The organism is Schlegelella aquatica (genome assembly GCF_026013905.1).
Taxonomy (GTDB): Bacteria; Pseudomonadota; Gammaproteobacteria; order Burkholderiales; family Burkholderiaceae_C; genus Caldimonas; species Caldimonas aquatica.
Genome location: NZ_CP110257.1, coordinates 166,818 through 191,795, shown reverse-complemented (window position 1 = coordinate 191,795; position 24,978 = coordinate 166,818). Strand labels below are relative to the sequence as shown.

20 protein-coding genes and 1 riboswitch are annotated in these 24,978 nt (G+C 69.6%); of the genes, 14 read left to right on the top strand and 6 right to left on the bottom strand.

The window, feature by feature from the left end; translation table 11 throughout:
• Window positions 1–233 precede the first annotated feature (233 nt).
• The 4 genes from OMP39_RS00860 (at window position 234) to metH (ending at window position 7,575) form a co-directional block, all read left to right on the top strand.
• Window positions 234–2,495: an LPS-assembly protein LptD gene (locus tag OMP39_RS00860; RefSeq protein WP_264892940.1), complete on the top strand. Its 2,262-nt coding sequence runs from the start codon at window positions 234–236 to the stop codon at window positions 2,493–2,495.
• Window positions 2,496–2,498: 3 nt separating this feature from the next.
• Entirely contained in the window at window positions 2,499–3,824 is a 1,326-nt protein-coding gene (locus OMP39_RS00855) for a peptidylprolyl isomerase (protein WP_264892939.1), read from the top strand.
• The gene (gene rsmA, locus OMP39_RS00850) at window positions 3,821–4,597 is read left to right on the top strand and encodes a 16S rRNA (adenine(1518)-N(6)/adenine(1519)-N(6))-dimethyltransferase RsmA (protein WP_264892938.1); all 777 of its coding nucleotides are present in this window, start codon (window positions 3,821–3,823) and stop codon (window positions 4,595–4,597) included. Before OMP39_RS00855 ends, rsmA begins: the two co-directional genes overlap by 4 nt.
• Before the next feature lie 90 nt (window positions 4,598–4,687).
• A riboswitch (S-adenosyl-L-homocysteine riboswitch) is annotated at window positions 4,688–4,765 on the top strand.
• A gap of 38 nt (window positions 4,766–4,803) precedes the next feature.
• Entirely contained in the window at window positions 4,804–7,575 is a 2,772-nt protein-coding gene (gene metH / locus OMP39_RS00845) for a methionine synthase (RefSeq protein ID WP_264892937.1), read from the top strand.
• A 67-nt stretch (window positions 7,576–7,642) separates the two neighbouring features.
• Here metH and OMP39_RS00840 read toward each other — a convergent pair whose 3' ends face one another.
• From OMP39_RS00840 to OMP39_RS00830, 3 genes are read right to left on the bottom strand one after another with little or no spacing between them, the layout of a single operon-like run.
• Window positions 7,643–9,835 (bottom strand): malate synthase G, encoded by a 2,193-nt coding sequence (locus OMP39_RS00840; protein WP_264892936.1) that lies wholly within the window; start codon window positions 9,833–9,835, stop codon window positions 7,643–7,645.
• Window positions 9,836–9,873: 38 nt separating this feature from the next.
• Window positions 9,874–10,641 (bottom strand): sulfite exporter TauE/SafE family protein, encoded by a 768-nt coding sequence (locus OMP39_RS00835; RefSeq protein WP_264892935.1) that lies wholly within the window; start codon window positions 10,639–10,641, stop codon window positions 9,874–9,876.
• Window positions 10,641–11,366: a haloacid dehalogenase type II gene (locus OMP39_RS00830; RefSeq protein WP_264892934.1), complete on the bottom strand. Its 726-nt coding sequence runs from the start codon at window positions 11,364–11,366 to the stop codon at window positions 10,641–10,643. Before OMP39_RS00830 ends, OMP39_RS00835 begins: the two co-directional genes overlap by 1 nt.
• A gap of 108 nt (window positions 11,367–11,474) precedes the next feature.
• On the opposite strand from OMP39_RS00830, the gene OMP39_RS00825 reads away from it, so the two are divergent.
• From OMP39_RS00825 to OMP39_RS00815, 3 genes are all read left to right on the top strand, one after another.
• Complete coding sequence (locus OMP39_RS00825) at window positions 11,475–12,392, top strand: LysR family transcriptional regulator (RefSeq protein ID WP_264892933.1); 918 nt, start codon at window positions 11,475–11,477, stop codon at window positions 12,390–12,392.
• An 82-nt stretch (window positions 12,393–12,474) separates the two neighbouring features.
• On the top strand, window positions 12,475–12,927 hold the full coding sequence (locus tag OMP39_RS00820; RefSeq protein ID WP_264892932.1) for a DUF2214 family protein: 453 nt from the start codon (window positions 12,475–12,477) through the stop codon (window positions 12,925–12,927).
• Window positions 12,928–12,939: 12 nt separating this feature from the next.
• Window positions 12,940–13,518, top strand: coding sequence for a DUF3617 domain-containing protein (locus OMP39_RS00815; RefSeq protein WP_264892931.1), 579 nt, complete (start codon window positions 12,940–12,942; stop codon window positions 13,516–13,518).
• 42 nt (window positions 13,519–13,560) lie between these two features.
• Here OMP39_RS00815 and OMP39_RS00810 read toward each other — a convergent pair whose 3' ends face one another.
• The 3 genes from OMP39_RS00810 to OMP39_RS00800 form a co-directional block, all read right to left on the bottom strand.
• Entirely contained in the window at window positions 13,561–15,321 is a 1,761-nt protein-coding gene (locus OMP39_RS00810; RefSeq protein ID WP_264892930.1) for a sensor domain-containing protein, read from the bottom strand.
• Between the two features lie 246 nt (window positions 15,322–15,567).
• Window positions 15,568–15,885, bottom strand: a complete 318-nt coding sequence (locus OMP39_RS00805) for a PsiF family protein (RefSeq protein ID WP_264892929.1) — start codon at window positions 15,883–15,885, stop codon at window positions 15,568–15,570.
• 61 nt (window positions 15,886–15,946) lie between these two features.
• Window positions 15,947–17,398, bottom strand: coding sequence for a serine/threonine-protein kinase (locus tag OMP39_RS00800; RefSeq protein ID WP_264892928.1), 1,452 nt, complete (start codon window positions 17,396–17,398; stop codon window positions 15,947–15,949).
• 80 nt (window positions 17,399–17,478) lie between these two features.
• On the opposite strand from OMP39_RS00800, the gene argS reads away from it, so the two are divergent.
• The 7 genes from argS to OMP39_RS00765 all read left to right on the top strand — a co-directional run bounded on the left by argS (window position 17,479) and on the right by OMP39_RS00765 (window position 24,941).
• On the top strand, window positions 17,479–19,161 hold the full coding sequence (gene argS, locus OMP39_RS00795) for an arginine--tRNA ligase (protein WP_264892927.1): 1,683 nt from the start codon (window positions 17,479–17,481) through the stop codon (window positions 19,159–19,161).
• Between the two features lie 55 nt (window positions 19,162–19,216).
• Complete coding sequence (locus OMP39_RS00790; RefSeq protein WP_264892926.1) at window positions 19,217–19,822, top strand: SPOR domain-containing protein; 606 nt, start codon at window positions 19,217–19,219, stop codon at window positions 19,820–19,822.
• A gap of 108 nt (window positions 19,823–19,930) precedes the next feature.
• Window positions 19,931–20,578 (top strand): thiol:disulfide interchange protein DsbA/DsbL, encoded by a 648-nt coding sequence (locus OMP39_RS00785; RefSeq protein ID WP_264892925.1) that lies wholly within the window; start codon window positions 19,931–19,933, stop codon window positions 20,576–20,578.
• Window positions 20,579–20,648: 70 nt separating this feature from the next.
• Window positions 20,649–21,224 (top strand): lipopolysaccharide transport periplasmic protein LptA, encoded by a 576-nt coding sequence (gene lptA / locus OMP39_RS00780; RefSeq protein WP_264892924.1) that lies wholly within the window; start codon window positions 20,649–20,651, stop codon window positions 21,222–21,224.
• A complete protein-coding gene (gene lptB, locus OMP39_RS00775; protein ID WP_264892923.1) occupies window positions 21,221–21,997 on the top strand; it encodes an LPS export ABC transporter ATP-binding protein in 777 nt (258 codons plus the stop codon). Before lptA ends, lptB begins: the two co-directional genes overlap by 4 nt.
• A 102-nt stretch (window positions 21,998–22,099) precedes the next feature.
• Window positions 22,100–23,614 (top strand): RNA polymerase factor sigma-54, encoded by a 1,515-nt coding sequence (locus OMP39_RS00770; protein WP_264892922.1) that lies wholly within the window; start codon window positions 22,100–22,102, stop codon window positions 23,612–23,614.
• Between the two features lie 28 nt (window positions 23,615–23,642).
• Window positions 23,643–24,941 carry a THUMP domain-containing class I SAM-dependent RNA methyltransferase gene (locus OMP39_RS00765; RefSeq protein WP_264892921.1) on the top strand — a complete coding sequence of 433 codons (1,299 nt, stop codon included), beginning with the start codon at window positions 23,643–23,645 and terminating at the stop codon, window positions 24,939–24,941.
• Window positions 24,942–24,978 lie beyond the last annotated feature (37 nt).

Below are 24,978 nucleotides of genomic sequence, written 5' to 3'. Positions count from 1 at the left end.
GCCTGCCGCGGGCGGCCCGCGGGGCGCTGCAAGATGCAACGGGCGCTGGCGGGGCTCGTGGAATAATCGATTCTACCGAGGGGCCTTCGGGCCCTTTCTTCCGGCGGCTCGCCGCACTGCGCGTCGACCGCGCCCCCCTTCCTGCCCTCGTCGTCGTTCACGGTTCCGTCTTGCTGCGCCTGTCGTCCGTTCCGTTCGAGCCGAATCCTGGGGTCCGCGCCCTCGCGCGCCGGGTGCCACCGTTCCGAACGGGCCGGGGCGCGCTTCGGGCCTGGGCGCTGAGACCGCTCGCATGGGCGGCCGCCTGGTGCACGGCCGCTGCCTGGGCGCAGGCGCCCACCGACGCCGCCGACGAGGATCGCCTGCCGGTGACGATCGAGGCGCGTGAACTGCGGGGGCGCCCGGACCTCGAGACCATCGCCGAGGGCGACGTGGACCTGCGCCGAGGGCCGACCACGCTGCGGGCGGACCGGGTGGAGTACGACCACGTCCAGGGCATCGCCCGGGCGCGGGGGCACGTGCGCGTCACGCGCGACGGCAACGTCTTCACCGGACCCGAGCTGCAGTTGCAGGTGGAGCGATACGAAGGCTTCTTCCTCGAGCCCACCTACTTCTTTTCGGCCACACAGGCGGGCGGTCGGGCCGAGCGCATCGACTTCCTCGGCCGCGACCGCCTGGCTGCCACGCAGGCCACCTACTCGAGCTGCACCCCCGACGACGAAGGCGAGTACGCCTGGCTGCTGCGGGCCAGCCGCGTCAAGCTCGACTTCGAACGCAACGAGGGCGTGGCCGAAGGCGCGGTGCTCACCTTCTACGGAGTGCCCCTGCTGGCCGCGCCGGCGTTGAGCTTCCCGCTCACGGAAGAGCGCAAGTCCGGCTGGCTGCCGCCCAACCTGCACCTGGACAGCAAGAGCGGCCTCGAGGTCGGCGTGCCCTACTACTGGAACATCGCCCCCCAGCGCGACATGACGCTGACCCCCACGGTCATCACCAAGCGGGGCGTCGCGCTGGGCACCGAGTTCCGTTACCTGCACCCTCGGTTCCGCGGCGAGATCTACACCCACGTGCTGCCCGGCGACCGCATCGCCGGCCGCGATCGGGGCTTGCTGCACTTCCAGCACGAGGGGCGCACCGCATACGAAGGCGCCTACCGGGCGGACCTCACCCGGGTGAGCGACGACGACTACTGGAAGGACCTGAAGCGCCAGATCCCCAGCCTGACGCCGCGGCTGCTGCCCGGCCGCGCCGAGGCTCACTGGTGGGTGAACGACTGGAAGGTCTATGGCGGCGTGCACCGCTGGCAGGTGCTGCAAGACCCGCTGGCACCCATCGATTCGCCGTACGCGCGCGAGCCGCAGCTGGGCATGCGCCGCAGCTTCGAGTGGGACGGCGGGTGGCGCCTGGACATGGAAGCCGAGGTCAACCGGTTCGTACAGCACGACCACGGGCCGCTGCAAGCCCGCCCGGACGCGACGCGCGTGCATGCGCTCGGGCGGCTCGCGTGGGCCGTGGTCGATGGGCCGGGGTGGTTCCTGCGTCCGCAAGTGGCGTTCAATGCGGCCAGCTATCGGATCGACGCGACGGCCACCGGCGCCGCGCGCGACGAGTCGCGCCTGATCCCGACGCTGAGCGTGGACACCGGCTGGGTGCTGGAGCGCGAGAGCACCTGGTTCGGCCGCCGCTACATCCAAACGCTCGAGCCCCGCGTGCTCTACGTGAACACCCCCTACCGCGACCAGTCCCGCATCCCGCTGTTCGACACCGCGGTCAAGGACTTCAACTTCACCACCCTGTTCGCCGAGAACCCCTTCTCCGGCGTGGACCGCGTGGCCGACGCGCACCACGTGACGCTGGGGGCGTACACGCGCTTCATCGACCCGGGCAGTGGCGGCGAAGCCTTGCGGCTGGGGCTGGCGCAACGCTACCTGTTGCGCGAGCAGCGCATCACGCCGGAGGGCGTGCCGTTCAACGAGCGTTTCAGCGACGTGCTGCTGCTCGGCTCGACCCACCTCATTCCCGACTGGGGCGTGAGCGGCGCGGTCCAGTACAACCCGGACTTGCAGCGCACCATCCGTTCGACCCTGGGGGTGCGCTATTCGCCGGGCCCCTATCGCACCGTCGCGGCCACCTACAGCATGGTGCGCAACGCCAGCGAACGCATCGACGTGGGCTGGCAATGGCCGGTGTTCCGCGCCAGCGAGCGCGAGCGCGGCAAGGGCTGCCGGGGCTCGCTGTATGCGGTGGGCCGCGTGAACTACAGCCTGCGCGACCAGCGCATCACCGACTCGCTGATGGGCTTCGAGTACGACGCAGGCTGCTGGATCGGGCGCTTCGTGGTCGAGCGGGAGTCCACCGGCGTGAGCGAGGCGACGACCCGCTTCATGTTCCAGCTCGAGTTCGTCGGCCTCTCGCGGCTCGGGTCGAACCCGCTGCGCGCACTGCAGGACAATATCCCCGGCTATCAACTGCTGCGCGGTGACGCCGGGCAGCGCTGACCTATGACCTCAATCCTTCTACGGCTTTCCATCCTGCGCGGGCTGATGGCCAGCTGCGCCTTGCTCGCAGCGCTGGCCGGTGCGGCCACCGCGCAGCCGGCCGCCCCCCGGGGCGACTACATCGTCGCGGTCGTCAACCAGGAGCTGGTCACCAACAGCGAGGTGCAGCAGCGCCTGGCGCGCATCGAGCAAGACGCCCAGCGCAGCGGGGCGCGCCTGCCGCCGCGCGACCAACTGCGCCAACAGGTGCTGGACGCCCTGATCGACGAGCGGGCCCAGCTTTCGCACGCCCGGCTGGTGGGCGTGCGCGTGGACGAAGCCGAGATCGACCGCGCGGTGGCCAACATCGCGGCGCAGAATCAGCTCACGCTGCCCCAGCTGCGCGACCGCCTGCGCAGCCAGGGCATCGACTTCGCGCGCTTTCGTTCCAACTTGCGTGATGAGCTGATGGTCGCGCGCCTGCGCGAGCGCGAGGTGCAAGCGCGCATCCGTCTGAGCGACGCCGAGATCGACCAGTACCTGAGCCGGCTGCGTGCCGAGTCCGGTCAGTCCGTCGAGTACGACATCGCGCAGGTCCTGGTGTCGGTGCCCGAGAACGCGAGCCGCGAGCAGGAGGCCGAACGCCGGGCCCGCGCCGAGCAGGTGCTCGCGCTCGCGCGCTCCGGCCGCGACTTCGCCCAGCTCGTGCGGGAGTACTCCGATGGCGCCAACCGCGACCAAGGCGGCCGGTTGGGCCTGCGCCCGGCCCACCGGCTGCCGGACCTGTTCGTGCAGGCCGTGGCCTCCTTGCGCCCGGGCGAAGTCGCGCCGCAGGTGGTGCGTTCGGGCGCGGGCTTTCACATCCTCAAGCTGGAGGAGCGCAAGGACGGCAAGGGCCTCGCGGTGACGCAGACCCGCGCCCGTCACATCCTCTTGCGCCCCTCGCCGGAGCTGCCGCCCCAGGCCGCGCTGCGGCGACTGGCGGACTTGAAGCGCCGCATCGAGCAAGGCGATGCCGGTTTCGCACAACTGGCGCGCCAGTTCTCCGAAGACGGCAGCGCGGCGCAGGGGGGCGACCTCGGGTGGGCCTCGCCGGGCCAGTTCGTGCCGGAGTTCGAGCAGGTGATGAACCAGCTGGCCGTCGGCAAGCTCTCCGAGCCGTTCATGTCGCGTTTCGGCGCGCACCTGGTGCAGGTGACCGACCGCCGACAGGTCGAGCTCGACGAGCGCCAGCAGCGCGAGTTGGCCGTCAACGCGCTGCGTGAACAGAAGTACGAAACCGCCTACGCTGACTGGGCCCGCGAGATCCGCGCGCAGGCCTACGTCGAAATGCGCGAGCCGCCGCAGTGAAGCACATCCCGCGCAAGCGCTTCGGGCAGCACTTCCTGGCCGATACCGCGGTGCTCGACGCCATCGTGCGGGCGATCGATCCGCAGCCGGGGGACGCCCTGGTGGAGATCGGCCCCGGCCTGGGTGCCCTCACCCAGCCGTTGCTCGAGCGCTGTGAACGCTTGACCGTCATCGAGATCGACCGCGATCTCGCCGCTCGACTGCGGCGCAACCCCGCGCTGGAGGTCGTGGAAGCCGACGTGCTGACGGTGGACTTCCGCGCCTTGTCCGAGGCCCGGGGCCGCCCGCTGCGCGTGGTGGGGAACCTGCCGTACAACATCTCGACGCCCATTGCGTTCCATCTGCTCGAGCAGGTGGACGCCATCGCCGACCAGCACTTCATGCTGCAAAAGGAAGTGGTCGAGCGCATGGTCGCCAGCCCGGGGCACAAGGACTATGGGCGCCTGAGCGTGATGCTGCAATGGCGCTACGACATCGAACTGCTGTTCGAAGTCCCGCCGGAAGCCTTCGAGCCGCCGCCCAAGGTCGATTCGGCGGTCGTGCGCATGGTGCCGCTGCCGAAGCCGCCGGCCGTGGAACCCGCCCGCTTGGGCGAACTGGTGACGGTGGCCTTCTCGCAGCGCCGCAAGCTGCTGCGTCACACCCTCGGGCGCTGGCTGGAGCAGCAAGGGGCCGACGCCGCCTTCGACTTGCACCGTCGGGCCGAGGAGGTGCCGGTGCACGAGTACGTGGCCCTGGCCGCGCAGCTGGACAGCGCCGCACCCTCGGTGTAGCCCCCGGGCACAGGCCGTCCCCGGGGCGCGCGCCCATGGTGGCGGCTCGCCAGCTCTCTCGCCCCGGGGAAGAAGCCTCTAAAATGAGCCCTCTCCAAGGAGCGTTGCAGCGCTGCGGCTCCGTACGCGGCGTCAGGCTTGGATCGTTCGCAACGACGCTCGCCCTGTGCCACGGGTGAGCCGTGGCCGTCCACTGTTCGAAGGCCATGACCGAGACCACCGCCCCCACCGCCGCGCAGCCCGTCCCTCCGATGCGACTTTCCGGCCTCGAGCCGGTCACCATCGGCGAGGGCCACCTGTTCATCAACATCGGCGAGCGCACCAACGTCACCGGCTCCAAGGCCTTCGCGCGCATGATCCTCAACGGGCAGTTCGAGGAAGCGCTGTCGGTGGCGCGCCAGCAGGTCGAGAACGGCGCCCAGATCATCGACGTCAACATGGACGAGGCCATGCTAGACAGCAAGGCCGCGATGGTGCGCTTCTTGAACCTCATCGCCTCCGAGCCCGAGATCGCGCGCGTGCCGATCATGATCGACAGCTCCAAGTGGGAGGTGATCGAGGCCGGCCTCAAGTGCATCCAGGGCAAGGGCATCGTCAACTCGATCTCGCTCAAGGAAGGCGAGGCCGAGTTCAAGCGCCAGGCCAAGCTCATCAAGCGCTACGGTGCGGCCACCGTCGTGATGGCCTTCGACGAGCGGGGCCAAGCCGACACCTTCCAACGCAAGATCGAGATCTGCGAGCGCGCCTACCGCATCCTGGTGGACGAGGTGGGCTTCCCGCCCGAGGACATCATCTTCGACCCGAACATCTTCGCGATCGCCACCGGCATCGAGGAGCACAACAACTACGCGGTCGACTTCATCGAGGCCACGCGCTGGATCAAACAGCACCTGCCGGGCGCCAAGGTCTCCGGCGGCGTGAGCAACGTGAGCTTCAGCTTCCGCGGCAACGAGCCGGTGCGCGAGGCGATCCACACGGTCTTCCTCTACCACGCGATCCAGGCCGGGCTCGACATGGGCATCGTCAATGCCGGGATGATCGGCGTGTACGACGAGCTCGACCCCGAGCTGCGCGAGCGCGTGGAGGACGTGGTGCTCAACCGCCGGCCCCGGCTCGCCGAAGGGGAGCCCGAACGCTCCCCGACCGAGCGCCTGCTGGAGATCGCCGAAGCAGTCAAGGGCGCGGCCAAGGACGACAGCGCCAAGCTCGCGTGGCGCCACGCGAGCGTCGAAGAGCGCCTCTCGCACGCCCTCGTGCACGGCATCACCGACTACATCGTCGAGGACACCGAGGAGGCCTGGCAGAAGATCAAGGCCCAGGGCGGGCGGCCGCTGCACGTGATCGAAGGGCCGCTGATGGCCGGCATGAACATCGTCGGCGACCTGTTCGGACAGGGCAAGATGTTCCTGCCGCAGGTGGTCAAGTCCGCCCGCGTGATGAAGCAGGCGGTGGCCCACCTCATCCCCTACATCGAGGAAGAGAAGCGCCGCCTGGAGGCCGCCGGCGGCGACGTCAAGCCCAAAGGCAAGATCGTGATCGCCACCGTCAAGGGCGACGTGCACGACATCGGCAAGAACATCGTCTCCGTCGTGCTCCAGTGCAACAACTTCGAGGTCGTCAACATGGGCGTCATGGTCCCGTGTCAGGACATCCTCGCCAAGGCCAAGGTCGAGGGGGCCGACATCGTAGGCCTCTCGGGCCTCATCACGCCGAGCCTGGAGGAGATGCAGTACGTCGCCGCCGAGATGCAGCGCGACGAGTACTTCCGCATGAAGAAGATCCCGCTGCTGATCGGCGGGGCCACCACCAGCCGCGTGCACACCGCCGTCAAGATCGCGCCCCACTACGAGGGGCCGGTGGTCTACGTGCCCGACGCCTCGCGCAGCGTGGGCGTGTGCTCGGATCTGTTGTCGGACGACAAGGCCGCCAGGTTCATCGAGGAACTGAAGGCCGACTACGAGAAGGTGCGCCAGCTGCATGCCAACAAAAAACAGACGCCGCTCGTGAGCCTGGCCGAAGCGCGCGCCAACAAGACGCCGATCGACTGGGCCGCGTACGAGCCGCCCGCCCCCAAGTTCATCGGCCGGCGCGTCTTCCGCAACTACGATCTCGCCGAACTCGCCCACTACATCGACTGGGGCCCGTTCTTCCAGACCTGGGACCTGGCCGGCCCCTTTCCGCAGATCCTGCGCGACGAGGTGGTGGGCAGCGAGGCGCAGCGCGTCTACAGCGACGGCAAGCGCATGCTGCAGAGGCTGATCGAGGGCCGCTGGTTGCAGGCCCACGGCGTGATCGGGCTGTACCCGGCCAACACGGTGGATGACGACGTCATCGAGGTCTATGCGGACGAGTCGCGCGAGCAGGTGCTGCTGCGCTGGCAGCCCCTGCGCATGCAGTCGGAGCGGCCGGTGATCGACGGCGTGAGGCGCCCCAACCGCAGCCTGGCCGACTTCGTCGCGCCCAAAGGCACGCGGCCGGACTACATCGGCCTTTTCGCCGTCACCGCCGGCGTGGGCGTCGAGAAGAAGGAGCAGCAGTTCCTCGCCGACCACGACGACTACTCGGCCATCATGCTCAAGGCGCTGGCCGACCGCCTGGCCGAGGCCTTCGCCGAGCGCATGCACCAGCGCGTGCGCACCGAGCTGTGGGGCTACGCGCCGGACGAGCAACTGTCCAACGAAGAGCTGATTGCCGAAAAGTACCGCGGCATCCGCCCTGCGCCGGGCTACCCGGCCTGCCCCGACCACAGCGTCAAGCGCGAGATGTTCCGCGTGCTGGCCTGCGACGAGATCGGCATGGGGCTGACCGAATCGCTCGCGATGACGCCAGCGGCCAGTGTCAGCGGCTTCTACCTCGCGCATCCCCAGGCGACCTACTTCAACGTCGGCAAAGTCGGCGACGACCAGATCGCGGACTGGGCGGCGCGCTTCGGTCGCCCGCAGGAGGAAGTGCGGCGGTCGCTGGCGGCGCTGCTGTGATGGAGTGTGCGCCCCACGAAAAACGACGCCCGAAGGCGCCGTGATCTGATGCCGCGGCGGATGCCGATCAGCCTCGGCGGGCCGCCTTCACCTTCAGGCGCCAGGCGTGCAGCAGCGGCTCGGTGTATCCGCTCGGCTGTTCCACGCCCTTGAAGACGAGGTCGCGCGCCGCCTGGTAGGCGAACGAGGTCTCGAAGTGGCCGGCCATCGGCTGGTAGTACGGGTCGCCGGCGTTCTGCTGGTCGACCACCGCGGCCATGCGCTGGAAGGTGGCCTCGACCTGCTCCTTCGTCACCACGCCATGCAGCAGCCAGTTCGCCACGTGCTGGCTCGAGATGCGCAGTGTGGCGCGATCTTCCATCAGGCCGACGTTGTGGATGTCCGGCACCTTGGAGCAGCCGATGCCCTGGTCGATCCAGCGCACCACGTAGCCGAGGATGCCCTGGATGTTGTTGTCCAGCTCCTGCTGCTTCTCGGCCTCGGTCCACTTGGCCTCGGCGGCCACCGGCACGGTCAGCAGGTCGGTGAGCAGCCGCTCGCGCTCGGCGTCCGCGTCGATCTTCTCCAGTTCCTGCTGGATGGCGAACACGTCCACCTGGTGATAGTGCAGCGCGTGCAGCGTGGCCGCGGTCGGCGAGGGCACCCAGGCAGTGTTGGCACCGGCCTTGGGGTGCGCGATCTTCTGCTGCAGCATCGCGGCCATCAGGTCGGGCATCGCCCACATGCCCTTGCCGATCTGCGCGCGTCCGCGCAGGCCCATGCCCAGGCCCACCAGCACGTTGTTGCGCTCGTAGGCCGCGATCCACTTGGTCGACTTCATGTCGTTCTTGCGGATCATCGGGCCCGCGTACATCGCGGTGTGCATCTCGTCGCCGGTGCGGTCGAGGAAGCCGGTGTTGATGAACGCCACGCGGCTCGCGGCCGCGGCGATGCAGGCCTTGAGGTTGACGCTGGTGCGTCGCTCCTCGTCCATGATGCCCAGCTTCACCGTGCTGTCGGGAAGCCCCAGCATCTGCTCGACGCGGCTGAACAGCTCGTTGGCGAAGGCCACTTCCGCCGGCCCGTGCATCTTGGGCTTGACGATGTAGACGCTGCCCGTGCGCGAGTTGCGCAGGCCACCCTGGCGCTTGAGGTCCACGAGCGCGATCGTCGTTGTGATGACGGCATCCATGATCCCTTCCGGGATTTCCTTGCCGCCGTCGTACAGGATGGCCGGGTTGGTCATCAGGTGCCCGACGTTGCGCACGAACAGCAGCGAGCGGCCGTGCAGCACCACGGGCCGGCCGTCGGCGCCGGTGTATTCGCGGTCCGCGTTCATGCGGCGCGTGAAGGTCTTGCCGCCCTTGCTGACCTCCTCGGTCAGCGTGCCCTGCAGGATGCCCAGCCAGTTGCGGTAGGCGAGCGTCTTGTCCTGCGCGTCGACGGCCGCCACCGAGTCCTCCAGGTCGAGGATGGTGGACAGCGCCGCCTCCAGCACCACGTCCGCGACGCCGGCGGCGTCGGTGCGGCCGATCGGCGAGGCGCGGTCGATGCGGATGTCGATGTGCAGGCCGTGGTGCTTGAGCAGCACGGACGACGGCGCCGAGGCGTCGCCTTGGTGGCCGACGAATTGCGACGGGTCCTCGAGGCCGGTGGACGAGCCGTTCTTGAGCGCCACCACGAGGCGGCCGTTGTCGATGGTGTAGCCGGCCGCCTCCTTGTGCGAGGCCCCGGCCAGGGGCGCGGCCTCGTCGAGGAACTGGCGCGCGAACTCGATCACCTTGGCCCCGCGCGCCGGGTTGTAGCCGCCGCTGCGCTCGCCGGGCTCGGTCTCGGGGATCGCGTCGGTGCCGTACAGCGCGTCGTAGAGCGAGCCCCAGCGTGCGTTGGCCGCGTTGAGCGCATAGCGGGCGTTGAGGATGGGCACGACCAGCTGCGGGCCGGCCTGCAGGGCCAGCTCGGCATCCACGTTCTGCGTCGTGGCTTTCACGTCCTTCGGCGCCGGCACGAGGTAGCCGATCTTCTCGAGGAAGGCGCGGTAGCCGGCCATGTCGCCGATCGGGCCGGGGTGGGCCTTGTGCCAGGCGTCGATCTCGGCTTGCAGGCGGTCGCGCTCGGCCAGCAGGGCCGCGTTCTTGGGTGCCAGGTCGTGGACGATGGCATCGAAGCCGGCCCAGAAGGCCGCGCGATCGACACCGGTGGCCGGCAACACCTCGTCTTCGATGAAGCGATAGAGCTCATCGGCGACTTGGAGCCGATGGACGGTCGTGCGTGAGGTCATGGTCAGTCCCCTTGGTTCCTACAGTCCGGAAAGTAAATTCAGGCGGCCGTGCGATAGAAGTAGTACAGCGTCAGGCCCGCGCCCACCGCCACCACGAAGCGGCGCAGCCAGGCAGCGGGCACGCGCCGGGCCATCGTCGCCCCCCAGTATCCGCCCGCGGTGGCGGTGGCGATCATCACCAGCGTGTGCGGCCAGCTCACCGCGCCGGCGACGACGAAGGTCACGACCGTGACGCTGTAGATGACCGCCGACAGCAGGTTCTTGATAGCGTTGATCTCGTGCACGTCCTCGTGGCCGGAGATGGCGAGGCTGGCCATCATCAGGATGCCCATGCCGGCCCCGAAAAAGCCGCCGTATACCGACACGACCGCCTGCGTGAGCCAGGCTGCCGGCGAGGCCCGGCGCGCGGCGCCGGCCGGGTGCGAGGCGCGCCAGCGCGCCAGCCACCCCGACAGGCGCGGCGCCAGCGCAAAGAGCAGCGTCGCGAAACCGAGCAGCCAGGGAATGAGTCGTGCGAACTGGCCGTCGTGCGTGCGCAGCAACAGCAGGCCGCCCGCGATGCCGCCCAGAAGCGAGGCGACCGACATCGGCACGAGGTAACTCTTGAGCGCCGCGAGCTCGCGCTTGTAGGCCCAGGCCCCCGAGAGGCTGCCCGGCCACAACGACACCGAGTTGCTCGCGTTGGCGACCACCGGCGGCACGCCCACCGCCAGCAGCGCCGGGAACGAAAAGAACGTGCCGCCGCCGGCCACCGAGTTGACCGCACCGGCGACGAAAGCGCCGAGGCCGATCAGTGCCCACTCCATCACCGCGAGCCTCCGGCGGCCCGATCGATCAGCATCAGCAACTCCTGCAGGTTGCGGCCCTCGAAACTCGGCTGGGTGCCCAGCTCCTCGGGGGGCAGGCCGGCTCGGTTGAGCCAGTAGGTGGTGTAGCCGAACCAGGTGGCGCCGACCGCATCCCATCCATTGCTCGAGACGAACCAGACCTCGCGGACCGAGAGGTCGGGCATCGTGCGGCGCAGCGTCTCCAGGCCGAGCCCGTACACGCGCGGGTCAGGCTTGAAGCAGCGCACCGGCTCGACGCTCAGCACGTGATCGAGCACCTCCGTCAGGCCGGCGCTCTTGACCGCCACCTCCAGCATGGCCGGATCGCCGTTGCTCAGGATGCCGGTCACGAGCCCACGCGCCTTCAGCGCCGCCAGCACCTCGCGGTTCTCGGGGAAGGCGCTCAGGTGCCGGTACTGGTTCATCAGCCGGTCCTCGCGGTCGCGCGTGAGTGCGAGCCCCAAGCGGGCGCAGGCGTACCGAAGCGCGGCGCGGGTGAGCTCCCAGAACGAGCGGTACAGGCCGCCGTCGGGCGCGGCCATCGTGACCAGGCGGGTGTATTCGATCTGCTTGTCGCGCCACAGCGCCGCCAGCGCCTCTCCCCGCCCGGGATACAGCTGTTCGGCCACCAAGGCGACGCTGTAGACGTCGAACAAGGTGCCGTAGGCATCGAACAGAACGGCGCGGGGGCGGCTCGGCTTCATCGTGCACGCACTTTATTTCATACGCGAGACGGGATTAAGAGCAGAGGCAGCGCTTGATCTTTGACCTCCGCGCGCGTAATCTGCGCAAGCATTTTTGACTGTTTCTGCATGGATCGGCTCAAACAGATCGAGTCTTTTGTCGCCGTGGCGACCAAAGGCAGCCTGACCGCCGCCGCCAACGCCGAAGGCGTGGCTCCGGCGGTCATCGGCCGGCGCATCGACGCCCTGGAAGAACGGCTCGGCGTGAAGCTGCTCCTGCGCACCACGCGGCGCATCACCCTCACTCACGAAGGCAGCGCCTTCCTCGAGGATTGTCAGCGCCTGCTCACCGATCTGGCCAATGCCGAGGCCAGCGTGTCGGCCGGCGGCGTGAAGGCGAGCGGCCATCTGCGCGTGACGGCGCCGGCCGGGTTCGGCCGCCGGCACGTCGCACCGCTGGTGCCCAAGTTCCTGTCGCTGCATCCGGAGGTGTCCCTGTCGCTCAACTTGAGCGACCGGGTGGTGGACATCGTCAACGAAGGCTTCGATTGCGCCGTGCGGGTGGGCGACCTCAGCGACTCCAGCCTCGTGAGCCTGCGCCTGGCCGACAACCGGAGGTTGTGCGTGGCCAGCCCCGAGTACCTGCGGCGCCGGGGCACGCCGCGGCACCCGAGCGAGCTGAACCAGCACGAATGCCTCCCGCTCAGCTCCGACGCGAGCCAGACGCGGGGTTGGGCCTTCATGATCGACGGCCAATTGACACACCTGCGCCCGCCTGGGCGGCTGGACTGCTCCGACGGCCAGGTCTTGCACGACTGGTGCCTGGCCGGCATGGGCATCGCGTGGCGTTCAACGTGGGAGGTCGAAGGCCACATCGCCAGCGGCAAGCTCGTCAGCATCCTCGACGAGTACGCCGCCCCGCCCAACGGCATCTATGCGGTCTTTCCGCAGCGCAAGCACCTGCCGCTGCGCGTGCGCCTGTGGATCGACTTCTTGAAGCACACCTACGGCGACCCCCACTACTGGGCGAGCGCGCAAACGGCCTGAGTGGGCTATAACCGCACGGGCCCGCCCGGCACGGCGCCTGCCGGGTCGCGCCGCACACAGCCGCATGACGAAAGGAACCCGAATGCTCGAAGCGTTGCTCGCCTATGCCCACTTCGTCACCATCCTCGCGGTGGTGGTGTTCCTCACGAGCGAAACAGCCCTGTGCCGCCCGGAATGGATGAACGCCGCCGTCGTCCACCGCCTCGTGCGCATCGACCGCATCTACCTCGTCTCGGCACTCGCCCTGCTGGCCACCGGCCTGGCCCGCACCTTCTGGGGCGTCAAGGGGATGGGCTGGTACTGGGCACAACCGCTGCTCCACCTCAAGGTCACGCTGTTCGTCGTGATCGCGATCATGTCCATCAAGCCCACCTTGCTCTTCCTGCGCTGGCGGCGCATCCTCGACGAGACGGGCGCGCTGCCGCCGGAGTCCGAGGTGCGCCAGGCGCGCGGCTGGCTCATGATCCAGGCCCATCTGCTGGTGCTCGTGCCGCTGGCAGCCGCCCTGTTGGCCCGCGGCATCTGGACACGCTGAAAGGAGACGCGCATGAGACCGACCCTCGCCCACGCCCGGTGCCTGTGCGGCCTGGTGCTGCTGGCCGCCACGGCGGCCGTCGCCGCCCAGTCGCCCGTCAAACGCAAACCCGGCTTGTGGGAGGTGCAACTCACCGAGCAGCGCGGCCACGTGGCGGGGCAGCCCATGCCCTCGCCCGAACAGATGGAGGCGATGCGCGCGCAAATGCCCAAGGCCCAGCGCGAGCAGATGGACAAGCTCATGCGCGAGCGCGGCATGGGCATGACGGACAAGGCCACGACCGTGCGCCACTGCCTGTCGCCCCAGGCGGCCGAGCGCGGCCCGATCGTGGAGCCGCCGGACGCGGGCATGAAGTGCGACCACCGCATGACCCCCGTGTCGGCCCAGGAAGCCCGGTTCAGCTTCAGCTGCACCGGGCCCAAGGGGCAGATGCAGGGTGAAGGCCGCGCATGGGACCTGAGCCCCGAGCATTACAAGACCTCGATGACGATGCAGGGCACCGTCAACGGCCAGCCGATCTCCATGTCGATGACGCAGACCGGGCGCTGGCTGGGCAGCGACTGCCAAGGCATCAAGCCGCTGGCGAACTGAGGCTGCTTCCGAAGCCCCTGCGCGGCCTCCTCGCAGGCCCTCTCAGTAGCGCAGGTTGAACAGCGGCTCGATCTGTGCGGCGGGCAGCGGCTTGCTGAACAGGAAGCCCTGCACCTCGTCGCAGCCGCGGCGCTTGAGGAAGTCCACCTGCTCCGGCGTCTCGACGCCCTCGGCCACCACCCGCAGCTGCAGGCTGCGCGCCAAGCCGATGATGGCGCTGACGATCACGGCGCTGTCCGCATCGGTCGCGAGGTCGTGCACGAAAGACCGGTCGATCTTGAGCAGATCCACCGGGAAGCGCTTGAGGTAGGCCAAGCTGGAGTAGCCGGTGCCGAAGTCGTCCACCGAGATCTTGATGCCCAGCGCATGGAGCTGGCCGAGGATCGACAGCGTCTCCTCGGTGTTGCGCATCAGCGTCGTCTCGGTGATTTCCAACTCGAGCAGGTGCGGGTCCACGCCGGTTTCGTCCAGCGCGCCGCGGATCATCGACATCAGATCGAGGCTGCGGAACTGCCGCGCCGAGATGTTCACCGAAATCGGGCACACCTCGCGCCCCCGGGACTGCCAGCGCTGGATCTGCCGACAGGCCTCCCGCAACACCCAGTCGCCGATGCGCACCACGAGGCCGCTTTCCTCGGCCAGCGGCACGAACTCGCCGGGATCGATGTCCCCCCGCGTCGGGTGCTCCCAGCGCAGCAGCGCCTCGCAGGCGCACAGCATCCCGGTGGCCAGCTCGTAGCGCGGCTGGTAGTGCAGCACGAACTCCCCGCGCTCGAGCGCGCGATGCAAGTCGTTCTCCAGCAGCAGCCGCTCGGTGGACGAGTCGGCCGCGTGGCCCGAGAAGACGTGGTAGTGCGTGCGCCCGTTGGCCTTGGCCTGGTACATCGCCGCGGCGGCCTTGCCGAGCAGGGTCTCCGGGCCGTCGCCGTGATCGGGGTAGAGGCTGATGCCGACCGACGGGGTGACCCGCAGTTCCATGTCGTCCACCGCATAGGGGCGCGACAACTCCTCGATCAACTCGGCCGCCAGCCGCGCCGCCTCGGCGGATGTTTGCAGGCCGGGCAACACCATCGCGAACTCGTCGCCTGCCAGGCGCGCGACCGTGTCGCCCGGGCGCACCGAGCTGCGCAGGCGGTGGGCGATGGCCTGCAACAGCCGGTCGCCCACCAGGTGGCCGAGCGAGTCGTTGATCGTCTTGAAGCGCTCCAGGTCCATGAGCAGCACGGCGACGAGCTCGCGCTGCTCGCCTGCGTCGCGCAGCGCCTCGCGCAAGCGCAGCTCGAGCAGACGCCGATTGGGCAAGCCCGTCAGTGCGTCGTGCTCGGCGAGATGCCGCACCCGGCTCTCGGCCACCTGCCGGTCGACCATCTCCTGGCGCAACTGGGCATGGGCACGGGCCAGCGCCTCGGTGCGCTCCTGCACGCGCGCCTCGAGATCCCGCTGCACGCGGTGCAGCCGGTCGATCATCCCGCGGTGAGCACTGGCATCCTCGACGATCAGGACGAGGGCGCCCGGACCTGCGGCCGGCCCGGACGCCGGCGCCGCTCGCAGCCGTGCCCAGAAGCGCGTGCCGTCGCTGCGCTGCAACTCGCATTCCAGCTCGACGCCCTCGTCGGCCTCGCCCGGGGGCTCGGCCCCGGGGGGCCACACGCAGCCCCAGGATTGCCCCTCGAGGGTGCCGGCAGGCCAGCCCAGCAGCCGTTCGAACCGTTCGTTGACCAGATGGAAGCGGCCCTCGCACACCAGCGCCAAGCCGAGCGGCGAGTGTTCGAAGACCAGGCGGTAGGGATCGGCCACGGACATGCCTCCTCCCTCACGCAGCGCGGGCGTGGCGGAGGAAGAACGAGGCTCGGGATTGCTCATCGGCCGGTGCACGGACGCCCATTGTGCAGGAGACCACGCCCCAGTCTCTGCCGCAAACGCAGGAAGCGCAAGGCCTGACGAGACCGGCGGCACGACGACGACGACGGCACCGGGGCCGAAGGCCACGTACGAGTGCCCGCGGACCAGGCGTGGTGTTCTCGCCACGCCGTCCGGCCGGGTCGCCCTTCACTGCTTACGCAGGCATTCGCTCATGAACTTCTTGCGCGCGTCGCTGGCCAGACCCTGCTGGCTGGCCTCGGCGTTGCAAGTCTTCATCTTCTCCTGCTGCGCCTTCTGCTTGTCGGTCAGGCACTCCTTCATGAAGGCCTTGCGCTCATCGCCCTTGCGGTCGCCCGCCTGCTTGTTGCACTCGATCATCCGGTTCTGCTGCTTCGTCGGCTCGGACGGCTGCCCCGGCGCCGCCGTTTGGGCGGACACCGAAAGGACGGCCGCGCCGAGGGCAAGGGCGAGGCAGTGAGGCAAGCGATTCACCAGACGTTTCATGGGCATTTCCTCATTGCAGTCAGGATCTCGTTCGCGGTGCGCAGCGCCGGGGCCGGGCGCCTCAACGCCCGCGGCTGTGTTGCGACAACGCCTCCTGCGCGGCGTGCAGCCGTTCCACGAGGACTTCGATGAAGGCCTCGTTGAAGCGGCCCCGGCAGGCCACGCTCAGCTGAGCCAGTGTCTCGGGCGTGAACGACAGCGTGGTGAGCGGATCGACGGCGACCACGTCGGCGGTACGCAAGCGCTCCTCCTTGCTCGGCGCGAGGTAGGCCATCTCGCCGACGAGCATGCCTTGCGTCAACGTCTCGACCTTGCGTCCGTCGCGCCACACCTCGACGCGGCCCTGCGCGATGATGTGGAAGTCGCGCCCGGGCTGGCCGCGCGCCATCAGCTTGTGGCCGGTGCGGTACCGCTGCCAGCGCCCCTGGTGCACCACCTCCCACAGCTCGACATCGTCGAAGTGGCGGAAGAACGGCAGCTTGCGCAGGAGATTGAAGCGCTCGGAGTCGAGCACCTGCTGCAGATTGCCGCGCGGTACGAGCCGCCCGGTGACCAGCCCCGCGAGGGCGTTGGCGAAGGCGTCCCAGTCGGTGTAGCGGTCTTGCGGGCGCTTGGCCAGCGCGCGCAAGATCACTTCGTCCACCGCCGGCACCACGCCGTGGCGGCGCGCGCTCGGCGGCACCACGGGCGCGTTCATGATCCGCTGGATGGTGGCCGCCTGCGACTCGCCTTCGACCGGCGGGTGGCCGGTCATGAGGTGGTACAGCACCGCGCCGAGCGCGTACATGTCCGACTGCGCCGACAGCGGCCCGCCGTCGAGCTGCTCGGGCGACATGTAGCTCAGCGAGCCCACCCGGTGCACCTGCGTCGTGTCGGCCCCGAGGTTGAGCACGCTGCCGAAGTCGCTCACCTTGACGTCGGTGACCTGCCCCGCCCGCTCCATGGCGAGGATGTTGGCGGGCTTGATGTCCCGGTGGATCAACCCCTGCCGGAACACGTAGCCCAACGCCATCGCGCACTTGAAGCCGATCTCGACGATCAGTTCCAGCGGCAGCAGCTGGTCAGGCCGGCAGTACGGGCGCAAGGTGTTGCCCGGCACGTACTCCATCACCAGATACTGCTCGTCGGCCGTGGTCACCGCGTCGTAGATCTGCACCACGTGGGGGTGTTGCAGCCGCCCCACGAGCCCCGCCTCGGCGGCGAAGAAGCGCGAGTAGTAGCGCCCGTCCACCGGGTCGCGCACCGCGGCCTGCCGCACCCGCTTGATCGCCACCTCGCGCGCGTGGAACTCGTCGAGGCCGAGGAAGACTTCGCTCGTGGCCCCCTCGCCCAGCTTGCGCAAGATGCGGTACTCGCCGATGCGCTCGGGCAGCGGCCCCTGGCCCCCGCGCGCCGGGGCCGAGGACGATGCCCCCGCCCCCGCCTCGTGCGGCGCCTCGGCGGCCACGCGGGCCCCGGCCCCCGAGGGGGTGGAGGCGGATTCGGCGCGGCGACTGCGTGCGACGGAGGGCATGCCGCGCATCATTTCATCGCCGCGCGGCGTGCGCAAGCCGCCACGCGGGGCCCGACAGCCCGGGTACGTAAAATCGCGCGATGATCCGCGCCAAGCAAGAACTCCTCCAAGCCCTGGGCGACGAACTCGCCGCGCTGGCCCCCGGTCAGCCGGTGACCGCCGCCTTCGAGAGCCCCAAGCAGGCCGCGCACGGCGACCTCGCCTGCACGGCGGCCATGCAGCTGGCCAAGCCGCTCAAGAAGAACCCGCGCGAAGTCGCGCAGGCGCTGGTCGAGGGGTTGCAACGCCGCGAAGCGTTCCAGCGCTGGGTCGAGGCGATGGAGATCGCGGGCCCCGGCTTCGTCAACCTGCGCCTGAAGGCCGCCGCCAAGCAGCAGATCGTCGCCGAGGTGCTCGAGCACGGCGACCGCTACGGGCGCCGACCGGCCAACGGCCAGCATCTGATGGTGGAGTTCGTCTCGGCCAACCCCACCGGCCCGCTGCATGTCGGCCACGGCCGCCAGGGCGCCCTGGGCGACTCGCTGTGCCACCTCTTCGAGACCCAAGGCTGGCAGGTCACGCGCGAGTTCTATTACAACGACGCCGGCGTGCAGATCGCCAACCTGGCGCTGTCGGTGCAAGCGCGGCTGAAGGGGCTCAAGCCGGGCGATCCGGGCTGGCCCGAGGCCGCCTACAACGGCGAGTACATCGCCGACATCGCGGCCGACTTCGCCGCGAAGAAGACGGTCAAGGCCGACGACCGTGAGTTCACCGCCTCGGGCGATCCGGACGACCTGGACGGCATCCGCCAGTTCGCGGTCGCCTACCTGCGCCACGAGCAGGACCTGGACCTGCAGGCCTTCGGCATCCGCTTCGACAACTACTACCTCGAATCGAGCCTCTACACCAGCGGGCGCGTCGAGCAGACGGTGCGGCGCCTGGTGGAAGCCGGCAAGACCTACGAGCAGGACGGCGCGCTGTGGCTGCGCACCACCGAGTACGGCGACGACAAGGACCGCGTGATGCGCAAGTCCGACGGCACGTACACCTACTTCGTGCCGGACGTGGCCTACCACATCACCAAGTGGGAGCGCGGCTTCACCAAGGTGATCAACGTGCAGGGCAGCGACCACCACGGCACCATTGCGCGCGTGCGCGCCGGACTGCAGGCCGTGGGCCTGGGTATCCCGGCCGGATACCCCGACTACGTGCTGCACAAGATGGTCACCGTCATGCGCGGCGGCCAGGAGGTCAAGATCTCCAAGCGGGCCGGCTCCTACGTCACGCTGCGCGATCTGATCGACTGGACGAGCCGCGACGCGGTGCGCTTCTTCCTGATCAGCCGCAAGGCCGACACCGAGTTCGTCTTCGACATCGACCTGGCGCTCAAGCAGAACGACGAGAACCCGGTGTACTACGTGCAGTACGCCCATGCCCGCATCTGCTCAGTGCGGCAGCAGTACGTCGAGCGCGGCGGCGCGCTGGAGCGCCTGCACGAGGCCGACCTCGCGCGGCTGACCGCCCCCAGCGAGCTGGCGCTGATGCTCAAGATCGCCGAGTACCCGGACATGCTCAGCCGGGCGGCGGCCGACTTCGCGCCGCACGACGTGGCCTTCTACCTGCGCGACCTGGCGAGCGCCTTCCATACCTATTACAGTGCCGAGCGCTTCCTCGTGGACGACGCGGCCCTCACGCAGGCGCGGCTGGCGCTGCTGACGTCCTGCGCGCAGGTGCTGCGCAACGGGCTCGCCGTGCTGGGCGTGAGCGCTCCCGAGAAGATGTGAGGCACCCGCCCTGGCCCGCCCCGACGGCGTCCGATCAACGGCAAGGCATTCCTACATGAAGAAGCAACGCGGTGGATTCATCCTGGGCCTGATCGTCGGCCTGCTGATCGGCCTGGCGCTCGCGCTCGGCGTGGCGCTGTACGTGACCAAGGTGCCGGTGCCCTTCGTCAACAAGGTGCCCCAACGCACGGCCGAGCAGGACGCCGCCGAGGCCGAGCGCAACCGCAACTGGGACCCGAACACGCCGCTGCAGGGCAAGACGCCCACGAAGCCGGCGGCGCCGAACGCTCCCGCCACCGGCGCCGCCCCGGCCACGCCCCCGGCCTCTTCACCGCTGCCGCCCGGGTTGCGGGGACAAGAGGGCAAGGCCACCTCCGGCCGGGACCCGGCTGCCATCCTCTCCGGACAGGATGCCCCCGGCCCGGCCGTGATCTACTTCGTGCAGGCCGGCGCCTTCGCCAAGCTCGACGACGCCGAGCAGCAACGCGCGAAACTCGCGATGCAGGGCTACACGGCCAAGATCAGCGAGCGCGAGCAGGCCGGTCGCACGGTGTACCGTGTGCGTCTGGGGCCCTACGACAACCAGTCCGAGGCGGAATCTCAGAAGGAGCGGCTGGCGGCGGCCGGCGTGGACGCCACGCTGGTGCGCGTGCAGAAGTAGGCGAGGCTGAACTTTGGCGGGGCGCGAGACTCCACAGGAACGGGCCACAGGTGCCGGGCGGGCACGGGCGCCCGCATCTCGCCCTTGCCCAGCACAGAAAGGAATCAGATGAAGCGTCGTGAATTCACAGGGGGCATGGCGGCTTGCGCCGCGGCAGGCATCGGCGCCACGCTGCTGGCGCCCGCAGTGCACGCCCAGGCCCCCCAGGCCGGCACCGACTACGTGGTGCTCAAGCAGCCGCAGCCGACCTCGGCGCCGGGCAAGATCGAGGTCGTCGAGTTCTTCTGGTACGGCTGCCCGCACTGCAACCGCTTCGAGCCGCTGCTCGACGTCTGGGTCAAGAAGCTGCCGGCCGACGTGAACTTCCGCCGCGTGCCGGTCGCGTTCCGCGAGGAGTTCGTGGTCCACCAGCGCATCTACTACGCGCTGGAGGCGCTGGGCCAGCTGGAAGCGCTGCACCGCAAGGTCTTCCACGCGATCCACGTCGAGCGCAACCCGCTCAACAAACCCGAAGCCGTGGCCGATTTCATGGCCAAGAACGGGGTGGACCGCGCCAAGTTCCTCGAGGCCTTCAACTCCTTCGGGGTGCAGGCCAAGGTGCGCCAGGCCAGCCAGCTCGCCGAGGGCTACAAGATCGACGGCGTGCCCGCCCTGGGGGTGAACGGGCGCTACTGGACCTCTGGCGGACTGACCGGCTCGCTGGAGCGCTCGCTCGTGGTGGCCGACTACCTGATCGCCCAGGCCCGCAAGAAGTAACCCGCCGCCGGGGCCCCACGCGGCAGTTGCGGCTGCTAGAATGGGTCGCAACTGCAAGTTTCATGCCGCGATGAGCCCCTCCTCCCTCCCCCCCTTCCAGCTCCGCCTGCGGCGGGCGCCGATGTGCGCGGCGCTCGCGCTGGCGCTCGGGGCCGCTGCGGTCCATGCGGAGCGGGCCGATCGCTACAAGCCCCTCAACTTCACCGCCGACACGCTGCGCTACGACGACCTCAAGCAGACCAACGTGCTGACGGGCAACGTGGTGATCACCAAGGGCACCATGACGGTCAAGGCCGCGCGGGTCGAGGTGCACCAGACGCCCAGCGGCCACCAGTCGGCAGTGGCGCATGCGGGCGGTGGCCAAAGCGCCTACTTCCGCCAGAAGCGCGATGCGGTCGACGAGTACATCGAGGGCGAGGGGCAGCGTATCGAGTACGACGGTCGCACCGACACCGTGCGCCTGGTGGGCCAGGCCGTCGTGCGGCGCTACCGGGGCACCACGCTGGCCGACGAGGTCAAGGGCCAGACGATCACTTACGACAACCTCGCCGAGACCTTCACCGTGCAAGGGGGCGAAGGCGATGGGCGCGTGCGCGGCGTGCTGAGCCCGCGCGACGCCGGCCCGCCCGCGGGAGCCGCACGATGACGCCGCCCACCGCCAGCGCCGGCTCACGCCCGGCCAGCCGGCTCGAGGCGCACGGACTGCAAAAGAGCTACGGCGCGCGCAAGGTGGTGCGCGACGTGCACCTGGAGGTCAAGAGCGGCGAGGTCGTCGGCCTGCTCGGCCCCAACGGCGCCGGCAAGACGACCAGCTTCTACATGATCGTGGGGCTGGTGCGGGCCGACGGAGGGCGGATCCTGCTCGATGGCAAGCAGGTCGAGAACCGGCCCATCCACGAGCGCTCGCGCCTGGGTCTGTCGTACCTGCCGCAAGAGGCGTCGATCTTCCGCAAGCTCACGGTCGAAGAGAACATCCGCGCCGTGCTGGAGTTGCAGCACGACGCCGAGGGTCGGCCGCTGGGCAAGGACAAGATCCGCCAGCGGCTCGACGCGCTGTTGCACGAGCTCAGCATCGAGAAACTGCGGCACATGCCTGCGCCGGCGCTGTCCGGCGGCGAGCGGCGCCGTGTGGAGATCGCCCGGGCGCTGGCCACCCGGCCGCGCTTCATCCTGCTGGACGAGCCCTTCGCCGGCGTGGACCCGATCGCGGTGATCGAAATCCAACGCATCATCGGCTTCCTCAAGTCGCGCGGCATCGGCGTCCTCATCACCGACCACAACGTGCGCGAGACGCTGGGCATCTGCGACCGCGCCTACATCATCAGCGAAGGCCAGGTGCTGGCGCAGGGCACGCCGTCCGAGATCGTCGAGAACCCGGACGTGCGCAAGGTCTATCTCGGCGAGCATTTCCGGATGTGAGATGACGCGGCAGCGCTTGTCCTTTGCGGGCGCCGCGCGGCGAGTCGTCGCCGCCGCGGTCTTCGCTGCGTCCACCCTGCAGGCGGTGCGGCCGTGTCGGTCATGAAGCCTTCCCTGCAGGTCCGGCTGTCGCAGCACCTGGCGCTCACGCCCCAGCTGCAGCAGTCGATCCGCCTGCTGCAACTCTCCACGCTCGAGCTGCACCAGGAAGTCGAGCAGATGCTGGAGCAGAACCCCTTCCTCGAGCCCGAGGAAGACCCTGCGGGCGAAGCCGCGCCGGCCGCCGCCGTTCCCGAGCGGACCCCCGCCTCGGAAACCCTCGCGGCCGAGGCCGAGGGCGGCGACGGCTTCGAGGCCCCGGAAGCGCCGAGCATGGACAGCGTCGAGTTCGGCGCCACCGAGCGCGAGGACTGGGAGAACGGCACCGAGCGCGATGATTTCGACGGCATCCGCGAAACGCCCGCACCCCGCAACGGGGCGATCGACGACGGCGAGCTCGACCCGATCGACCGGGCCTCCCCCGGCATCAGTCTGCAAGACCACCTGCGCCAGCAGCTCATGGGGATGCGGCTGGCCCCCGAGGATGCGGCCGCGGTGATGGTGTTGATCGAGTCGCTCGACGAAGATGGCTACCTCGCCGACCCGCTGGAGGAGATCGCCGCGCGTCTGGCGGGCGACGACGCCGAGGCGCGCGAGGAGTTGCTCGAGCGGCTGCAATGCGCGCTCAAGTGGCTGCAGAGCCTGGAGCCCACCGGGGTGGGCGCGCGCAACCTGTCCGAATGCCTGTGTCTGCAATTGCAGGCGCTGCCGCGCAGCGAGGCGCAGGTGGTGGCGACCCTCATCTGCAAGCACCACCTCGAGACGCTCGCGCGGCGCGACATCAAGAAGCTGATGGCCTCCACCGGGGCCGACGAGGAGACGATCAAGCAAGCCCAGAGCCTCATCGTCTCGCTCGAGCCCAAGCCGGGGCGCCCCTTCACGCGCGCCGAGGCCCACATCGTCGTGCCCGATGTCATCGTGCAGAAGGCCGGGCGGCAATGGAAGGTGGTGCTCAACCCCGACGTGATGCCCCGGCTTCGCATCAACGACCTCTACGCCCAGGCGCTCAAGCAGCAGCGCGCCCACGAGGGCGCGCAGGCGTTGAGCGCGCGGCTGCAGGAGGCGCGCTGGTTCATGAAGAACATCCAGCAGCGGTTCGAGACCATCCAGCGCGTGGCGCAGGCCATCGTCGAGCGGCAGAAGAACTTCTTCACACACGGCGAGATCGCGATGAAGCCGCTCGTGCTGCGCGAGATCGCCGACGAACTCGGGCTGCACGAATCGACCATCTCGCGCGTGACCACCGCCAAGTACATGGCCACGCCCTTCGGCACGTTCGAGCTCAAGTACTTCTTCGGCTCGTCGCTCAACACCGAGGCGGGAGGCAATGCCTCCAGCACCGCCGTGCGTGCGCTCATCAAGCAGCTGGTGGCCGCCGAGGACCCGAAGAAGCCGCTGTCGGACAGCCAGATCAGCGAGATGCTCGGCGAGCAGGGCATCCAGGTGGCGCGCCGCACCGTGGCCAAGTACCGCGAGGCGTTGAAGATCGCGCCCGCCAATTTGCGCAAGGCGTTGTGATGCAGCGCCTGGCCTCCCCCGCCTCGTGATGAGCGTCTTCGCGTTGTTCCTCCCCTGCGCAGCGGGCGTCGAGGCCCTGCTCGCGGACGAGGTCGCAGGCATTCTCGGCCGCGAGGCCGCGGTGCGCCCGGCCCGCGGCGGGGTGTGCGCGCAAGGCGATGCCGAGGCGGTCATGCGGCTCAACCTCGAAAGCCGGCTCGCGCAGCGCGTGCTGGTGCAGCTGGCCGAGGGCGACTACCGCACCGAGGACGACCTCTACGCCCTCGCGCGCTCGGTGGACTGGACGGCGTGGATCGGCACCCGGCAGACGATCAAGGTCGAGGTGACCGCGCAGCGGTCGCCGCTCAGGAGCCTCAACTTCGCCGCGCTGCGCATCAAGGACGCGCTGTGCGACCGCATGCGCGAGGCCACGGGCGCCCGTCCCGACGTGGACACCCAGCGGCCCGACCTCAGGGTGATGCTCCACCTCACACCGTCGCACGCGACGCTCTATGCCGACACGTCCGGCGAGCCGCTCTTCAAGCGCGGTTGGCGTGAGGACAAGGGCGAAGCCCCGCTGAAGGAAACGCTCGCCGCCGCGATGCTGGCCGCGGCCGGCTGGCGCGGGGCGCCCGAGGCCGGAGGAGCGCTGCTCGACCCTTGCTGCGGCTCGGGCACCATCGCGATCGAGGCCGCCCAGATCGCCTGCGGCATCGCCCCGGGCCTCAAACGCCGCTTCGCGTTCGAGCGCTTGCGGCCTTTCGCATCGCCCGAAGCGCGTGCCCGATGGGCCTCATTGAAAGCGGCCGCCCAGGCCCGCATCCATCCGCCCCGCGTGCCGGTGTTCGCGAGCGACGTGGCCTTCCGCATGGTGGACTTCGCACGCCGCAATGCCGAGCGGGCCGGCGTCGCGCAGGCCATCGAGTTCCACGGGGGCGACGCGCTGCAGCGCCCGGCGCCCCCGCTGCCCGCCGGGCTGGCCGGAACGCTGATGATGAACCCGCCCTACGGAGAGCGCATCGCGGCCCGCGGCAGCGTGGGCCGCCCGGGGGCGCAGGCGGAGGCCGCCAGCGGCAGGCCGCGCCCGCCGCAGGGCGCACGCCAGGAGGAAACCGCCCTCAGCGAGGGCTTCTTCGAGCGCCTGGCGGCGCACTGGAAGCGGCACTTCGGCGGCTGGACGGCGTGGGTGCTGAGCCCCGACATGAAGCTCGCGGGCCGTATGCGGCTGAAGGAGTCGCGTCGGGTGCCGCTGTGGAACGGGCCGATCGAATGCCGGCTGTACCGCTTCGACATCGTCGCCGGCTCCCCGCGCCTCGAGAGCGCCGAGGCGCGGCAGCGCAGCTCCTGAACGCCGCCGGGTCCTCCCCGGAACAGGGCGCCGTGTC

What these genes read in the sequence shown, in the direction of transcription:
- OMP39_RS00800 (WP_264892928.1), bottom strand. Translation starts at nt 17,398, where the DNA reads ATGCCCTCCGTCGCACGCAGTCGCCGCGCCGAATCCGCCTCCACCCCC.
- OMP39_RS00825 (WP_264892933.1), top strand. Translation starts at nt 11,475, where the DNA reads ATGGATCGGCTCAAACAGATCGAGTCTTTTGTCGCCGTGGCGACCAAA.
- OMP39_RS00830 (WP_264892934.1), bottom strand. Translation starts at nt 11,366, where the DNA reads ATGAAGCCGAGCCGCCCCCGCGCCGTTCTGTTCGATGCCTACGGCACC.
- OMP39_RS00840 (WP_264892936.1), bottom strand. Translation starts at nt 9,835, where the DNA reads ATGACCTCACGCACGACCGTCCATCGGCTCCAAGTCGCCGATGAGCTC.
- OMP39_RS00765 (WP_264892921.1), top strand. Translation starts at nt 23,643, where the DNA reads ATGAGCGTCTTCGCGTTGTTCCTCCCCTGCGCAGCGGGCGTCGAGGCC.
- argS (WP_264892927.1), top strand. Translation starts at nt 17,479, where the DNA reads ATGATCCGCGCCAAGCAAGAACTCCTCCAAGCCCTGGGCGACGAACTC.
- OMP39_RS00815 (WP_264892931.1), top strand. Translation starts at nt 12,940, where the DNA reads ATGAGACCGACCCTCGCCCACGCCCGGTGCCTGTGCGGCCTGGTGCTG.
- OMP39_RS00790 (WP_264892926.1), top strand. Translation starts at nt 19,217, where the DNA reads ATGAAGAAGCAACGCGGTGGATTCATCCTGGGCCTGATCGTCGGCCTG.
- OMP39_RS00855 (WP_264892939.1), top strand. Translation starts at nt 2,499, where the DNA reads ATGACCTCAATCCTTCTACGGCTTTCCATCCTGCGCGGGCTGATGGCC.
- OMP39_RS00835 (WP_264892935.1), bottom strand. Translation starts at nt 10,641, where the DNA reads ATGGAGTGGGCACTGATCGGCCTCGGCGCTTTCGTCGCCGGTGCGGTC.
- metH (WP_264892937.1), top strand. Translation starts at nt 4,804, where the DNA reads ATGACCGAGACCACCGCCCCCACCGCCGCGCAGCCCGTCCCTCCGATG.
- lptA (WP_264892924.1), top strand. Translation starts at nt 20,649, where the DNA reads ATGAGCCCCTCCTCCCTCCCCCCCTTCCAGCTCCGCCTGCGGCGGGCG.
- OMP39_RS00820 (WP_264892932.1), top strand. Translation starts at nt 12,475, where the DNA reads ATGCTCGAAGCGTTGCTCGCCTATGCCCACTTCGTCACCATCCTCGCG.
- lptB (WP_264892923.1), top strand. Translation starts at nt 21,221, where the DNA reads ATGACGCCGCCCACCGCCAGCGCCGGCTCACGCCCGGCCAGCCGGCTC.
- OMP39_RS00805 (WP_264892929.1), bottom strand. Translation starts at nt 15,885, where the DNA reads ATGAAACGTCTGGTGAATCGCTTGCCTCACTGCCTCGCCCTTGCCCTC.
- OMP39_RS00810 (WP_264892930.1), bottom strand. Translation starts at nt 15,321, where the DNA reads ATGTCCGTGGCCGATCCCTACCGCCTGGTCTTCGAACACTCGCCGCTC.
- OMP39_RS00770 (WP_264892922.1), top strand. Translation starts at nt 22,100, where the DNA reads ATGAAGCCTTCCCTGCAGGTCCGGCTGTCGCAGCACCTGGCGCTCACG.
- OMP39_RS00785 (WP_264892925.1), top strand. Translation starts at nt 19,931, where the DNA reads ATGAAGCGTCGTGAATTCACAGGGGGCATGGCGGCTTGCGCCGCGGCA.